12 protein-coding genes are annotated in these 13,507 nt (G+C 57.2%); 4 read left to right on the forward strand and 8 right to left on the reverse strand.

The genetic code is table 11. The annotated features are described in order from the left end of the window. Positions 1 to 113: 113 nt before the first annotated feature. The 7 genes from ACEN2J_RS11285 to ACEN2J_RS11315 all read right to left on the reverse strand — a co-directional run bounded on the left by ACEN2J_RS11285 (position 114) and on the right by ACEN2J_RS11315 (position 6,016). Positions 114 to 707 (reverse strand): glutathione S-transferase, encoded by a 594-nt coding sequence (locus ACEN2J_RS11285; protein WP_442105890.1) that lies wholly within the window; start codon positions 705 to 707, stop codon positions 114 to 116. A gap of 60 nt (positions 708 to 767) precedes the next feature. Then, positions 768 to 2,105 carry a glutamine synthetase family protein gene (locus ACEN2J_RS11290; RefSeq protein WP_442105891.1) on the reverse strand — a complete coding sequence of 446 codons (1,338 nt, stop codon included), beginning with the start codon at positions 2,103 to 2,105 and terminating at the stop codon, positions 768 to 770. A gap of 3 nt (positions 2,106 to 2,108) precedes the next feature. Then, on the reverse strand, positions 2,109 to 2,936 hold the full coding sequence (locus ACEN2J_RS11295) for an ABC transporter permease (RefSeq protein ID WP_442105893.1): 828 nt from the start codon (positions 2,934 to 2,936) through the stop codon (positions 2,109 to 2,111). Next, positions 2,933 to 3,814, reverse strand: a complete 882-nt coding sequence (locus ACEN2J_RS11300) for an ABC transporter permease (protein ID WP_442105894.1) — start codon at positions 3,812 to 3,814, stop codon at positions 2,933 to 2,935. The genes ACEN2J_RS11295 and ACEN2J_RS11300 overlap by 4 nt, the downstream gene beginning before the upstream one ends. Before the next feature lie 80 nt (positions 3,815 to 3,894). Continuing rightward, a complete protein-coding gene (locus tag ACEN2J_RS11305) occupies positions 3,895 to 4,617 on the reverse strand; it encodes a transporter substrate-binding domain-containing protein (RefSeq protein ID WP_442105896.1) in 723 nt (240 codons plus the stop codon). A gap of 43 nt (positions 4,618 to 4,660) precedes the next feature. Then, a complete protein-coding gene (locus tag ACEN2J_RS11310; RefSeq protein WP_442105898.1) occupies positions 4,661 to 5,467 on the reverse strand; it encodes an ABC transporter ATP-binding protein in 807 nt (268 codons plus the stop codon). Between the two features lie 111 nt (positions 5,468 to 5,578). Then, positions 5,579 to 6,016 carry a TerB family tellurite resistance protein gene (locus ACEN2J_RS11315; RefSeq protein ID WP_442105900.1) on the reverse strand — a complete coding sequence of 146 codons (438 nt, stop codon included), beginning with the start codon at positions 6,014 to 6,016 and terminating at the stop codon, positions 5,579 to 5,581. Positions 6,017 to 6,167: 151 nt separating this feature from the next. Here ACEN2J_RS11315 and dprA point away from each other — a divergent pair, with 151 nt between their 5' ends. Then, positions 6,168 to 7,340 (forward strand): DNA-processing protein DprA, encoded by a 1,173-nt coding sequence (gene dprA, locus ACEN2J_RS11320; RefSeq protein WP_442105902.1) that lies wholly within the window; start codon positions 6,168 to 6,170, stop codon positions 7,338 to 7,340. A gap of 224 nt (positions 7,341 to 7,564) precedes the next feature. Continuing rightward, positions 7,565 to 10,324 carry a type I DNA topoisomerase gene (topA, locus tag ACEN2J_RS11325; RefSeq protein ID WP_442105904.1) on the forward strand — a complete coding sequence of 920 codons (2,760 nt, stop codon included), beginning with the start codon at positions 7,565 to 7,567 and terminating at the stop codon, positions 10,322 to 10,324. Positions 10,325 to 10,419: 95 nt separating this feature from the next. Here topA and ACEN2J_RS11330 read toward each other — a convergent pair whose 3' ends face one another. Beyond that, positions 10,420 to 11,262 (reverse strand): HalD/BesD family halogenase, encoded by an 843-nt coding sequence (locus ACEN2J_RS11330; RefSeq protein ID WP_442105906.1) that lies wholly within the window; start codon positions 11,260 to 11,262, stop codon positions 10,420 to 10,422. A 210-nt stretch (positions 11,263 to 11,472) separates the two neighbouring features. Here ACEN2J_RS11330 and betI point away from each other — a divergent pair, with 210 nt between their 5' ends. Both betI and betB read left to right on the forward strand, forming a co-directional pair. Next, the gene (betI, locus tag ACEN2J_RS11335) at positions 11,473 to 12,057 is read left to right on the forward strand and encodes a choline-binding transcriptional repressor BetI (RefSeq protein WP_442105907.1); all 585 of its coding nucleotides are present in this window, start codon (positions 11,473 to 11,475) and stop codon (positions 12,055 to 12,057) included. Between the two features lie 4 nt (positions 12,058 to 12,061). Beyond that, the gene (gene betB / locus ACEN2J_RS11340) at positions 12,062 to 13,504 is read left to right on the forward strand and encodes a betaine-aldehyde dehydrogenase (RefSeq protein WP_442105908.1); all 1,443 of its coding nucleotides are present in this window, start codon (positions 12,062 to 12,064) and stop codon (positions 13,502 to 13,504) included. Positions 13,505 to 13,507 lie beyond the last annotated feature (3 nt).

A 13,507-nucleotide genomic window follows, 5' to 3' on the forward strand; every position in this document is an offset into this window, starting at 1 on the left:
GCTTGCCCTGCCTGCGGCGGCAAGCCAAGTTCTGCAACCTTCAGAAATAGAAATACCGCCTATTTCATCTTGGTCCAAATACCTATCTGACTCCGGCCCAAACGCGCGGCATGTCATGGCTGCCAAACCGCGCGTTTCACCATCACATCCGCAAACCGGCCTGACGCCAAAAACTGCGCTAACCACGCCTGTACGCGCGGCCAAGGCTGCGCATCAAACCAAGCCTTATCAATAAACGCAAATTGCCGCACAAAAGGCAGCAATGCATAATCGGCCAAACTGGCGCGCGCAAAAATCCAAGTGTCCATCGCCACTTCCAAATCGTCAAAAAAGTCAACCGCCTCGGCCCGCGCGGCGTCTACGTCTGCGGCCTCATAGCGGCTGGCATATTTCACGCGGTCTAGCGCGCGCTTGAACGGGCCATCGCCGCGCGCAATCCAATCCCACCCGGCCTCGGGCATGTCCAACCACCGCTCTGGGTCATGTTGGCGCAGCGCCCAGAGCATGACATCAAGGCTTTCGTCAATGACGCCCGTATCTGTCACCAAACACGGGACTGTGGCGCTGGGGGATGCTGCCAAAAACGCCGCCGGCTTGTCGCGCAGCAAAATCTCGCGCAGGTCCACCGCCACACCAGATGACGCAACCGCCAGCCGCGCCCGCATTGCATAGGGGCAGCGGCGAAAGGAATAGAGGATTGGCGTCATCAAAATTGCTCCAAATCCACCTGGTTTGCAGGGCTTCCCGTGCGATTCATGGGGGGAATTTCACACCGTGTCGAGGTAAAGCTCTAGCTGCTCCTCGGCGCTCAGCTCATCCAAATACAGCATTTCCTGCCGCTTGGTCAGTGCGTAGTTTCGGATCAAATCACGACTGAAAATGCGGGGCATAATCTCGGATTTCTCAAAGGCTTCGATCGCTGCACCCCATTCGGTCGGAATCTGCTCCAACCCTTCCAAAGCATAGGCATTGCCCGTGATCGGCGCAGGCGGATCAACCGCGTCTTCGATTCCGTTCAGTGCTGCACCCAAAATCACCGCCAGCATCAAATAAGGGTTCACATCGCCGCCTGCCACGCGGTGCTCAATCCGCCGCGCCGCCGCCGACCCTGCCGGAATACGAATGGCCGCCGTGCGGTTTTCATAGCCCCAGCACACTACGGTCGGGGCGTGGGCATCTGGCACCAGCCGCTCATAGCTGTTGCCATGCGGGGCGAACAGCAGCGTGGAATCGTTCATCGCCTCAAGGCAACCCGCCACGGCATGGCGCAGCGCGGCTGTGCCTTTTGGCCCGCCACTGTCAAAAATATTATCGCCCTTCTCATCCAGAATCGAGAAATGCGTGTGCAAGCCCGAGCCGGAATATTCAGGGTAGGGTTTGGCCATGAAGGACGCCGCAAACCCGTGCCGCCGCGCCAGACCTTTGACCAGCATTTTGAACAACCACGCATCATCGGCAGCCCGCAACGCATCATCGCAATGCATCAGGTTCACCTCAAACTGGCCAAGGCCGGTTTCCGAGGTGGACGTATCTGCCGGAATGTCCATTGCTTCGCAGGCGTCATACAGGTCGGTAAAGAACACATCAAACGCGTCCAGCGCCCGGATCGACAGGGTTTCAGCAGCTTTGCGCCGCTTGCCCGAACGTGGCGAGGCAGGGGCCTGCATTTTCTTGCCGCTATCGTCGATCAAGAAAAATTCCAGCTCCATCGCGCAAACTGGGGTCAAACCGCGTGCCTTGTAACGGGCCAGCACAGCCGCGAGGGCCTGACGCGGGCAGCCATCATAAGGCTGGCCATTTTCGCGAAACATCCAAATTGGCAGCAAGGCGGTAGGGGCCTCTAGCCATGGCATTGGCATAAACCCACGCTCGGTCGGTTTCAGCACACCATCGGCATCGCCTTGTTCAAACACCAGCGGGCTGTCATCAATATCCTCGCCCCAGATGTCGAGGTTCAGCACCGAAAAGGGAAAACGGATTCCATCTTTGACAGCCTTATCCGCGAAACGCGAGGGCACACGTTTGCCGCGTGCTTGCCCGTTCAGGTCTGCAGCCGCGACGCGGATCGTGCGAACTTCGGGGTGTTTCCTCAGCCAGTCTTTCATAGGTCACCTGATGATTTGCGGGCGCAGTTTGATCTTGCTCCGCTCGTTTGATGGCAAATGCCTGTTAAGCCGCCGGTTGACCACCCCAAAGACCCCAATCAGCGCCAGCGTAAGCAAGATGAAATAGAAGGCGACTATGGGGTAGGGGATAAAGGGGTTGAAGGTTTTATCGACGAAATAGCTGGCATAATACAGCGCGTCACCTTCTTGCCGAAACGCGGGAAAGCCCGAAAAGAACACCAGCGTTGTCGCGTGAAATAGAAAGATCGCCTCATTGGTGTAGGCGGGCCATGCCAAGCGCAGCATGGTTGGCCATTGAATGCGGATAAAGCGGGACCAGCCGGAAATGCCGTAAGCATCGGCGGCCTCTAGGTCACCCTTGGGGATAGACCGCAGCGCCCCGTAGAATATTTCTGCCGTATAGGCCGCGGTGTTCAAAAACAGCACGATTAGCGCACCGGCCCAAGCTCGTGACAACCAGCTTACCTCGGTTGTCATGCCAAAAATTTCTATCCCGTTACGCGGCAGCATCACCAGCGCCTCATAGGCCAGAAAAAATTGAATAAACAACGGTGAGCCGCGAAAGATAAATATGAACCATTCGGCAGCTTTGCGCAGGACCTTAACGTTTGACGCCTTGGCCATCGCAATCGCATTGGCCAAGACAAAGCCGAAGAGCAAGGCGAGTACGCCAAAATAGACATTCCACAGCATCCCCGACCCGATCAGGGTGAATTGCTGGCACAAGGTGAAATCGGTTTTGGGCAGCAGGCGCTCGCCTATGCCCATCGAGCGCAGGCCGTAATCGGCAATCGTTTGCAGGCAGCTCATGCGGCGGCCTTTCTTTGGGCTTCGCCCGAGGCCGTGGCTTGGCCGTGGCTAAGGCGGGCTTGAATACGGGTCAAAACCACTTCGGAGATTTTGGTCATGCAAAGGTAAAACACAAGGAGACCCAAGAAGTAGTACAGCCGCCAATCGGGGTGTGGATAGGCATAGACGCTGGTTTTTGCGCCACCCAATTCACGCGCCCAATAGACGATGTCTTGCACACCCAACAAAAATAGCAAAGGCGTGGCCTTGATCAGGATCATCCACAGGTTCGATAGGCCGGGCAGGGCGTAGACCCACATTTGCGGCACCAAAACGCGGCGAAATACTTGGCCGTGGTTCATGCCGTAAGCCTCGGCCGTTTCCAATTGCGCGCGCGGCACCGCCTGCATAGCGCCATATAAAACGTTCGAGGCAAAGGCGCCGAACACCAGCGCAAAGGTCACCACGGCCAGTGCAAAACCGTAAAGTGAATGCCAGATTTGTGCCGAAGAATTCAGCGGTACCTTGGCCTGCGGGCAGACGCGAAACTCTAGCCCATTGCGCACGGGCTCGGTCCAATCGGGGCAACGGACGACGTGAAAGAAATATTCGATCCCTTGGTCCAGCGCGATCACAAAGAACAGAAAGAACACGATGTCAGGGACGCCGCGCACCATAGCGGTATAGGTTTTACCGATGATCCGCAGGGGCAGGTGCTGCGAGCGCGACATCATCGCGCCGCCAAATCCAAAGGCTAAGGCCACCGGCGCTGTGACCGCAAGCAGTGTCAGCACGGTTAGAAAAGACCAATAGAAATCAATCTGCTTGCCTGTGGTCAGGTAGCACAACAGCCAGTTCAGGCCGTTCAAGGAGGAAGGGTCGGCGCAGCTTGAAAACATGAAAATCCGATGAGGGCAGCGCAAGCCAGTGGGTTAAAACTGGTTGCGCTGCCCGTCTGTAATGTTGAAAACGGCCCTGCTTAGTATTTTGCGACCGTGTCGCCGAACCATTTCACGATCAACTCATTCAACGAACCATCTGCCTTCATCGAAGTGATGCCCGCGTCAAATTTGTCGCGCAGTGCTGTATCGGATTTGCGGAAGGCCATGCCAACGCCGTCACCCAGCGCTACATCTTTGCCAGCCCAAACGAACTGACCATTTGATTCTGCCAAGATCGGGGCAAGGTATTCTTTGTCGGCAAACACAGCATCAGCCTCGCCATTGCGCACGGCCGCTACGGTTTCATCCGGGGTTGCAAATTCAACCAAGGTCGCGCCGCTTTCTTGCACATGGCCCGCCTGAATGGTGCCGGTTTGTGCCGAGACGGGGGCCGCATTTACATCAACGCCAGCATCCAGCGCCATATAGGCAGACATCGCTGGTGGAATGTAATTCTGTGTGAATTCAACCACTTCGGCGCGCTCTTTGGTGATGCTCATGCCCGCGATGATAACATCATAGTTGCCCGATTGCAGGTTGGGGATGATGCCATCCCAATCGGTGGTGACCCATTCGCAGGTCAGGCTGGCCATTTCGCATAGCTTGTCACCCAGATCACGCTCAAACCCGTCAACTTCGCCTTTGTCGTTGATAAAGTTATAGGGAGGGTAGGCGCCCTCAGTGCCCATGCGGACAGTTTCGGCAAAGGAGGCGCCAGCGGTGAGTGCTAGAATGGCCGTGGTCAAGATCAGTTTTTTCATTGTTATGTCCCTATTGTTTTGTCACTTGGTGATGCTTTGTGCCCTAGCCACCCGCAGAAAGGAAGCCTTGCAAACGCGCGGTCTGCGGGTTTCCGAATACAGCGTCTGGTGGGCCTTCTTCTTCGGTGCGGCCTTGGTGCAAAAACACCACATGGTCAGATACATCGGCTGCCAGCCGCATATCATGCGTTACCAACAGCATGGTGCGGCCTTCGTCAGCCAAGGCCTTGATAACCTTTACAACCTCTTGCTCCAGCTCAGGATCCAGCGCCGAGGTCGGTTCATCAAACAGCAGCGCGCGGGGTTCCATACAGAGCGCGCGCGCGATGGCGGCGCGTTGTTGTTGGCCGCCCGAAAGCATGGCAGGCCAAGCATCGGCCTTGTCGCCAATGCCTACTTTTTCCAAATATTCGCGGGCCTTGGCCTCTACCTCAACCGGATCCCGTTTCAGCACTGTCACCGGCGCTTCCATAACGTTTTGCAAAATAGTCATATGCGACCACAGGTTGAACTGCTGGAACACCATCGACAGGTTTGTGCGAATACGGGTGACTTGGCTGCGGTCAGCGGGTTGGCGGTTTAACCCTTCGCCGCGCCATTTTACGGGCTCGCCCTCAAAGGTGATCTCGCCCTGCTGGCTGTCCTCAAGCAGGTTGCAGCAGCGCAAAAGCGTCGATTTGCCCGAACCGGACGACCCGATAAGCGAGATGACATGGCCTTTGGGTGCAACCATATCGATGCCTTTCAGCACCTCAAGTTGGCCATAGCTTTTGTGCAGGTTCCGAATTTCAATGACCGGTGTCGCTGCATCATTTGTGCTTTGGGCCGTAGGGCGGGTCTTAACTGTCACGAAAGCTCACTTTGATAGGATATTTCCTAAATTAGGGCGCAAAACGTGCGGCGATGCAACGGCCTATTTGGCGCATCGTTGCGTCAAGAGGGCATATTTTTCGGTAGCGCCTCAGATTTGGGATGCCTTTTGCCGCGCAAGCGCAGATTCTTGATCGGTCAGCCCCAAAAGGTTGGCGACAAGTCGCATCAACTGGTCCTCACCCGCATCACGGTTGTCATCGACAAGGGCAACCGACCACATCGCCTGCACAAGGCCTGCCCGTTCCTCGATGGCGGTGGCGTTTTTTATCGCACGGGTAAAGCGCACGGTATCGGGGGCCTCTTGCTCTAAGATTTCGGCCTGCGCGCGCATCTTTGCTGCGGCCCAAGGGGTTAGATTATGGCGTGATACCAATATGTTATCAATACGCGCCATTTCAGACTGGGCGTAGTCACCATCCGCGCGGGCCAGCCGCACAAGCAGAGCGGCCAGCGCCAAATCGGCGTCTGGTTCGGTTAGGGCGGCGGGTGTCGGGGCCGTCAGGCGGCGCAGCAATGCATCAAACATAGGTTAGATATAGGGGGGATTGTCCTCGGTGCCAATCGGCAGAAAAGCACGGGTTTGTGATTGGGCGTTCAAACGGGCATTTTCGGTTTGATTCATCACCTGTTAACTTTGCTTAGCGACAAAGATTGTAGGACCAATCGAAAGCTGCCCAATGGATTCGGATCTTTTTGCCCATGTTTGCGCCGCCCGCGCCGACCTTACGGCCGATCAACGGCTGGATTGGCTGCGCCTTATCCGGTCAAGACGGGTGGGGGCTGTAACCTTTCACCGGCTTTTGGCCGAACATGGCAGCGCGGCCGCTGCGCTGGCTGCGTTGCCCCGCATTGCGGCAGAGGCTGCGGTAAAGGACTATTCTGTTTGCCACGAAGATGTTGCCCTGCATGAAATGTCATTGGCGCGGGCGGCGGGCGCACAAATGCTGTGCTGGGGCGAAGCGGCCTATCCCGAGGCGCTTTATGATCTGACCGATGCGCCTCCGGTGCTTTGGACGATCGGTGATGTCGCGCTGTTGAACAGGCCCAGCGTGGCCATGGTTGGCGCGCGCAATGCCTCTAGCCTTGGCTTGCGTATGGCCAATCGTTTGGCCGAAACCTTGGGCGAAAAGGGGTTTGTGGTCGTATCCGGCCTTGCGCGCGGAATTGATGCGGTGGCGCATAAGGCTGCTCTGGCCTTGGGCACGGTGGCGGTGCAGGCGGGCGGGGTCGATGTGATCTACCCCGAAGAAAACGCAAGCCTTGCCAAGGATATTGCCGCCAAAGGGTGCCGCATTTCCGAACAGCCGATGGGCATGGCACCGCAAGCGCGGCATTTTCCAATGCGCAACCGGTTGGTGTCTGGTCTGTCGCGGGCCGTGATCGTGGTTGAGGCTGCAGCGCGGTCGGGCAGTTTGATCACCGCGCGCAATGCGCTTGACCAAGGGCGCGATGTGCTTGCCGTGCCGGGCCACCCGTTTGATGCGCGCGCAGCAGGGTGCAATATGCTGATTCGTGATGGCGCGACATTGGTGCGCAATTCGTCCGATGTGATAGAGGCAATCGGTACAGGCATGCCTGCCGCACGCCAATCCGCGCCCGTGCGGCCCGAGCCGGAGCCTAAGCCTGCACCACCCTTGCCCGGCCCTGCGCCGGAACGCCGCCCCTTGGCCGAAATGGCCACCCTCCACAGCCAAATTCTTGCCCGTCTGGGCCCAAGCCCGCTGGCCGAGGATCAGCTGATCCGTGATCTGGCGATGCCCTCGGCCCGCATCGCACCAGAGTTGTTGATGCTGGAGTTGGAGGGTAAAGTATTGCGCCAGGCTGGCGGCCTTCTGTCACGGCTTGACTAGGCAGATCGTGTTTTGCGCCTAGGGCTGCCGTGGCATTTAGTTAATACATGACCTGCAAAAGCCATAAAACCTTTGTTATGCGGTGTTTCTGCACTTGTAGTATAAGCACAAAAAGGCAATCAGGTCAGCGGTTTTGGGGGTTTGGCAGTGTTCCATTGACATTGCCTGCCATTCGCCCACATCTTGCCCTGCCCCTGTCGGGTCCGTTTGAACAAGAGGTTATTATGGCTGTTGTCGTCGTCGAGTCCCCCGCTAAAGCCAAGACAATCAACAAATATCTCGGTTCCAATTACACGGTTCTGGCCTCATTCGGGCATGTGCGTGACCTGCCCCCCAAAGACGGCTCGGTTGATCCCGAAGACGAATTTGCGATGAAGTGGGAGGTGGCCTCTGACAGCAAAAAGCATTTGAAGGCCATTGCGGATGCGATGAAAACCGATAACGAACTGATCCTCGCGACCGACCCTGATCGTGAGGGCGAGGCGATTTCGTGGCACCTGCAAGAGGCGCTTGCCAAAAGCATTAAGAAGGACACTAAGGTAAGCCGTGTTACCTTTAACGCCATCACCAAGGCGGCCGTAACCGAGGCGATGAAAAATCCGCGCCAAATTGATGTGCCGTTGGTGGATGCCTATCTGGCGCGCCGCGCGTTGGACTATCTGGTGGGCTTTAAACTGTCGCCGGTTTTGTGGCGCAAGTTGCCGGGGGCCAAATCGGCAGGGCGGGTGCAATCGGTATGTCTGCGCCTGATTGTTGAGCGTGAGATGGAAATTGAGGCGTTTCGCGCGCGTGAATTTTGGGGCGTAAATGCGCGCCTGCAAACCCCCCGCGGGCAAGAATATGATGTGCGGCTGACCGTTCTTGGCGGCAAGAAATTGGATAAATTCGACATTTCCAACGTCGAGGCGGCCGATTTGGCGGTGCAGGCTGTCACGTCTCGAACATTGACGGTGCTTTCGGTTGAGGCAAAGCCTGCTGCCCGCAACCCCTCGGCGCCCTTTATGACCTCGACCCTGCAACAAGAGGCCAGCCGCAAGTTTGGCATGGGCGCCAAGCAAACCATGGGGGCTGCGCAACGCCTGTATGAGGCTGGGCACATCACCTATATGCGGACTGACGGCATTGATATGGCACCCGAGGCGATCACCGCGGCGCGTGCGTCTATCAAATCGCGCTATGGTGACAAATACGTGCCCGACAGCCCGCGGGTCTACAAAAATAAGGCCAAGAACGCCCAAGAGGCGCATGAATGTATTCGCCCCACCGATATGGACAAAGCGGCGGATGAGCTGCGCTTGGATGGCGAACAGAAAAAGCTCTATGATTTGATCTGGAAGCGGACCATTGCCAGCCAGATGGCGGCGGCGCGGCTAGAGCGGACGACTGTCGACGTCGGCAGCAAAGATGGCCAGGTCGTGCTGCGGGCAACGGGGCAGGTCGTACTGTTTGACGGCTTTCTTAAGCTGTATGAAGAGGGCCGCGATGATGACGAAGGCGACGAGGGCCGCTTGCCGCAGATTTCAGAAGGGGAATCCGCTGATTTTGTAAAGGGCGCTTTTGCTGAGGCTTTCGCCAAAGCTGCCGCATCAAACGATGATGTGATTGAGGCGTCGGCCACGCGGGTGCCTTCGGCGGTCACGAATGCCGGACAATCGGTGTTGGGTGCGCAGCATTTCACGCAACCTCCACCGCGCTATACCGAGGCGACTTTGGTAAAGCGGATGGAAGAATTGGGCATTGGACGGCCTTCGACCTATGCCTCGATTATGACGACAATCGTTGACCGCGAATATGTGCGCAAAGATAAGAACCGGCTGTTCCCCGAAGATAAAGGGCGTCTGGTTACGGCGTTTTTATCAAACTATTTCCGCAGATATGTCGAGTATGATTTCACCGCTGATCTTGAAGGTCAGCTAGATGATGTCTCGGCCGGTGATCGCGATTACAAAGAGGTGTTAGCACGGTTTTGGCGCGACTTTTCCGCTGCTATCGCCGAGACGGCGGATTTGCGGATTGGCGAGGTTCTGACGAAGATTGACGAATTCCTTGGCCCGCATTTGTACCCGGAGCGTGCCGATGGGTCGGACCCACGGGTCTGTCCGGTGTGCGGCGAGGGGCGCTTGCATCTGAAAACCGCGCGGTCAGGGGGCGCCTTCATTGGCTGCGGGAACTATCCGGAATGCCGATATACACGCCCGATTTCCGTGCCGGGTGGCGAAGAAGGGGCGGTCATTTCGCCCGATGGGCAGGTCTTGGGTGTCGATGAAGGCCAAGAGATCAGCCTGCGGACAGGCCGCTTTGGCCCCTATGTTCAGCGCGGCGAGGCGACTGAAGACGTGCCAAAACCGCCGCGCGCAAGCCTTCCGAAAGGCTGGGCACCCGAAGCGATGGATTTGGAAAAGGCGCTGACCTTGCTATCTTTGCCGCGTCAAATCGGGCCGCACCCCGAAGATGGCGAGATGGTTGAGGCCGCGATCGGGCGCTATGGCCCTTATGTGAAGCATAACAAGGTCTATGCAAACTTGCCTGATGTGGAAGAAGTTTTCACGATCGGGATGAACCGCGCGGTCGAAGTTTTAGCCAATAAATACAGCAAGGCCCGCGTGGCGGCAGAACCGATCAAGGATTTGGGTGAGCATCCCGAGGGCGGCCCAATGGCTGTGATGCCGGGGCGGTACGGGCCTTATATCAAGTGGGGCAAGATTAACGCGACCGTGCCGAAAGAAGTCGAACCCGCGGATGTTTCTGTGGAGCAGGCAATAGAATTGCTGGCCGAGCGGGCAGCGAAAACCGGTACGAAAAAGAAGGCGCCTGCCAAGAAAGCAGCCCCTAAAACAGCGGTGGCCAAGAAACCAGCCGCGAAAGCTGCGGTAAAAAAAGCGCCCGCGAAAACTGCCGTAAAGGCGCCTGCCAAGAAAGCGGCCCCCAAAGCTGCGCCAAAGAAAGCGGCTGTGAAAAAACCTGAAGAGGGTGATGCGGAATAAGGCTGCGGAATCGCACGTGATTTGATTTGAAAATATTTGAAAGGGTTGGGTTTAGATAAAAAACCAACCCTTTCTTAACCTGCCTGTGCGCAACCTTAGTCGAGGTAGCTGTCAGCTCGTTGCCCTGCGCGCGCATGGTGGATAGGCAAGGTGCGTCCGTAAAGCTGCATCACGCGCTCAGGCGCGCCTACCATGTTCGGCTCTTCGACATAGGAAAAGATTGCAACATAGCGGGGGCGCTTGCCGGTGAGCGGGGCAACGCGGTGCAAGGAATAGCGGCCGCGAAAGATTTGCAAATCGCCGGGGGTCAGGTTTAACACTTTGACGGCGTCCGAGGTGCCGGCCAGCACGCGCGAGACCTCTTCAAAATTCTCGCTATCTTTGCGTATCCGAGGTGCATATTCAAACGCACCACCGGCCTCGGCGTTCTGAATTGCGATGGTTACGGTGTAATTGTTGGTATCAAAATGCCACGGAAAACCGTTGCCCTCATCCGCGACGTTGATGATCACATCGGCCAGAGGGTCGGCGTAACGGTGAAAGTTTACCTCTTCCAGACTATCTTGGATAAAGCGATCAAAGCCGGTGCTGTCATGGATGGTGCGCAAAGGGCCATCGCTGGCAAAATTGTCGGCGGGCACAAACGCGTTTGATCGGTCAAAAAACTGGCGGCGCGGGTCACTCTTTGGCAGCGTCGGGTCATCCTTGGTGAAATAAACATTGGTGCGGTTATAGCTGCGGTGCCCTTTGTCGTTGACGCCCTCGGCCTCGGTTGTCAGGGCGGCGATCCCTTGGGGTGTCAGAAATTGTTTCAGGACGGCGCAGCCATCGCGGGCCAAATCGGCGCGGATCTGGGCCAAAAGGGCGTTCCGCGCGGCGCCATCTTGGTGAATCGGATAGCGATCATAGTTGATCAGATCAGTGCTGGCATATTGCATTTTCAAATCCCCTGAATGTTAGCCCGATTTGGAAGCCGTTTTGGCAGGGTGTCTGGTTCGTTTTCGACGCTGCATTGTCGTATTTCTGCAAAAGGGATCGGTTTTTTATGACCGCGACGTAAGGTCCGCGGTCGGCTTGTGTTTTTATTGATTGACGGGTCAATAAACTTTACGCTAGCTCGGGTGGTGAGGGATTTGAGGAAATCTGTGATGCCCAAGCTTGGAATGGAACCCATCCGCAAGGCCGCGCTGGTCAAAGCCACGATCATTGAGATCGGGCAGGCGGGGTCTTTGGATGTGACGGTGGGGCAAATCGCCAAGCGGGCGGGCATGTCTACAGCGCTGGCGCATCACTATTTTGGCGGCAAAGAGCAGATTTTTTTGGCCGCGATGCGGCATGTTTTGTCGTTGTATGGGGCAGAGGTGCGGGAGGCGTTGGCGCTTGCCAAAACGCCAACTGAACGGCTGGAGGCGATTTTACTGGCCTCATTTAGCCCTTCAAATTTTCGGGCTGAGGTGGTCAGCGCGTGGTTGAATTTTTATGTGCTGGCGCAGAAGACACCCGGCGCGCGGCGGTTGCTGGTTGTGTATCAGCGGCGGTTGCAATCGAACCTTGTGGCGGCGTTGCGGCCCTTGGTGGGCGCGCGCGCGGTGGCGCTTGCCGAGCAGTTAGGCGCGTTGATTGATGGGGTTTATTTGCGCGCGGCGCTGAGTGATGGGCCTGCGGATGGTGCGGCATCGGTACGAGTGATTAAGGCCTATTTGGCCGCAGAATTGAAATTGAAAGAGGACTAAGCTAATGATTGCGCAGCCAAAAGCGAGCCATTTTGTGAATGGCTGTTGGATGGAAGATACCGCAGGGGCACCGATTGACGTGCTTTATCCGGCTACGGGCGCGGTGATCGCGCGGGTGCATGAGGCGACTGCGGCAGTGATCGACGCGGCCTTGGCATCTGCTAAGGCCGCGCAAACGGACTGGGCTGCGCGCAAGCCGGTGGAACGCGGGCGGATTTTGCGGCGTGCGGCGGATTTGATTCGCGAACGCGGCGATGCTTTGGCGCGGTTAGAGACCTTGGACACAGGCAAGCCGTTGCAAGAAACACTGGTGGCGGATTGGCCTTCGGGCGCGGATGCGTTGGAGTATTTTGGCGGCCTTGTGGCAAGTGTGACCGGTGAGAGCATCCCGTTGGGTGGCGATTTCGCCTATACCCTGCGTGAGGCCTTGGGCGTTTGCGTGGGGATCGGGGCGTGGAATTACCCCAGCCAGATTGCATGCTGGAAGTCAGCACCTGCCTTGGCGATGGGGAATGCGATGGTGTTCAAGCCCTCGGAGGTGACGCCTTTGGGGGCGCTTGAATTGGCGCAGATTTTCATGGATGCGGGCTTGCCTGCGGGGCTGTTTAACGTGGTACAGGGGCGCGGTTCTGTTGGGGCAGGGCTGGTGAAGGACCCGCGTGTGGCCAAGGTGTCACTGACGGGATCGGTGCCCACGGGGCGCAAGGTGTATGCAGCGGCCGCCGAGGGCGTGCGCAATGTGACGATGGAGCTGGGTGGCAAATCGCCGTTGATTATCTTTGACGATGCAGATTTGGACAGTGCTGTTGGTGCGGCGATGATGGCGAATTTCTACTCGGCAGGGCAGGTGTGCAGCAACGGCACGCGTGTGTTCGTGCAAAAGGCGATTTTGCCTGCGTTTCTAAGGGCTTTGGCCGTGCGTGCCGAGAAAATTATATTGGGCGATCCGCTGGATATGGCCACGCAGATGGGGCCGTTGGTGACTGCCGCGCAGGTCGATAAGGTGATGGGCTATGTTGACGGCGCGGTCGCGCAGGGCGCGCGACTGGTCACAGGGGGCAAACGTGACGGCATGTTTGTGCAGCCGACAGTGTTTGCCGATGTCACCGACGACATGATCTTGGCACGCGAAGAGGTCTTTGGGCCGGTGATGGCAGTGCTTGCGTTTTCGGATGAAGATGAGGTTGTAAGCCGCGCAAATGATACGGATTTTGGCTTGGCGGCTGGCGTGTTTACCGCAGATTTGACTCGCGCACACCGCGTGATCGGGGCGTTGCAGGCGGGGACCTGTTGGATAAACACCTACAACCTGACGCCGGTAGAAATGCCGTTCGGCGGTGCCAAATTGTCTGGCGTGGGGCGTGAAAACGGCAAAGCAGCGCTGGATTATTACAGCCAGATCAAGAGCGTTTATGTCGGCATGGGGCCGGTTGATGCGCCGTATTGATGC

Source organism: Pseudorhodobacter sp. W20_MBD10_FR17, assembly GCF_052119765.1.
Classification (GTDB): Bacteria; Pseudomonadota; Alphaproteobacteria; order Rhodobacterales; family Rhodobacteraceae; genus Pseudorhodobacter.

What these genes read in the sequence shown, in the direction of transcription:
- ACEN2J_RS11285 (WP_442105890.1), bottom strand. Translation starts at nt 707, where the DNA reads ATGACGCCAATCCTCTATTCCTTTCGCCGCTGCCCCTATGCAATGCGG.
- ACEN2J_RS11290 (WP_442105891.1), bottom strand. Translation starts at nt 2,105, where the DNA reads ATGAAAGACTGGCTGAGGAAACACCCCGAAGTTCGCACGATCCGCGTC.
- ACEN2J_RS11295 (WP_442105893.1), bottom strand. Translation starts at nt 2,936, where the DNA reads ATGAGCTGCCTGCAAACGATTGCCGATTACGGCCTGCGCTCGATGGGC.
- ACEN2J_RS11300 (WP_442105894.1), bottom strand. Translation starts at nt 3,814, where the DNA reads ATGTTTTCAAGCTGCGCCGACCCTTCCTCCTTGAACGGCCTGAACTGG.
- ACEN2J_RS11305 (WP_442105896.1), bottom strand. Translation starts at nt 4,617, where the DNA reads ATGAAAAAACTGATCTTGACCACGGCCATTCTAGCACTCACCGCTGGC.
- ACEN2J_RS11315 (WP_442105900.1), bottom strand. Translation starts at nt 6,016, where the DNA reads ATGTTTGATGCATTGCTGCGCCGCCTGACGGCCCCGACACCCGCCGCC.
- dprA (WP_442105902.1), top strand. Translation starts at nt 6,168, where the DNA reads ATGGATTCGGATCTTTTTGCCCATGTTTGCGCCGCCCGCGCCGACCTT.
- topA (WP_442105904.1), top strand. Translation starts at nt 7,565, where the DNA reads ATGGCTGTTGTCGTCGTCGAGTCCCCCGCTAAAGCCAAGACAATCAAC.
- ACEN2J_RS11330 (WP_442105906.1), bottom strand. Translation starts at nt 11,262, where the DNA reads ATGCAATATGCCAGCACTGATCTGATCAACTATGATCGCTATCCGATT.
- betI (WP_442105907.1), top strand. Translation starts at nt 11,473, where the DNA reads ATGCCCAAGCTTGGAATGGAACCCATCCGCAAGGCCGCGCTGGTCAAA.
- betB (WP_442105908.1), top strand. Translation starts at nt 12,062, where the DNA reads ATGATTGCGCAGCCAAAAGCGAGCCATTTTGTGAATGGCTGTTGGATG.